The organism is Psychrobacter sp. 1U2, from assembly GCF_051847575.1.
In genome coordinates this window covers 1-568 of the sequence record NZ_JBPYDC010001590.1, presented here as the reverse complement: position 1 = coordinate 568, position 568 = coordinate 1, and the positions used below count along the sequence as shown (strand labels likewise).

The 568-nt window shown below is 47.2% G+C and carries 1 pseudogene; it reads left to right on the top strand.

Annotated features, from left to right (window positions below):
* Positions 1–17: 17 nt before the first annotated feature.
* Positions 18–568: pseudogene (locus tag ACS8FD_RS23350) on the top strand (acyl-CoA dehydrogenase); the annotation flags it as partial.

Here is a 568-nt window from a genome sequence, read left to right as displayed (position 1 = left end):
ATTTAACAGATACTGACTTGCCTGTCATAACGGACGAGTTGCGCCGTGACATATTGAATCTCTTAATCACTTATAGTGACAAAATCCCGCATCCTGCCAGCGGTGCTGCCGGTAATAATGGAACGGACTCACGCACATTAGTCCGTTGGCAAGTGCTGGCGTATGTTGCTAGTATCGACTTAACGATTATAAAGTGGTTTGAGTCGCACCTAGATGCCTTAAGCATCTTGCACGAACTGGGTTATGACAAAGCAGTAAAAGGGCTATGCGCAGTTTGGGCGTCAGAAGGCCACCCTGATCCCATACGCTATGAGCAAGACAAAATAAGTGGTACAAAAGCGTGGTGTTCAGGCGCGAATATTGTCAACTATGGCGTAATGACTTATCGAGATGAGCATGGGCGCTCACAACTGCTTGTCGTAGATATGCAGCAAGATGGCATTGCGATTGATAATAGTGGATGGCAAGCAGTAGGTATGCAAGCCACTGATACTGCCGCTATAACGTTCGAACAAGTAACGGCTAATACTGCTGGGAAAGCCGATGCGTACCTAGAGCGCGTAGGATT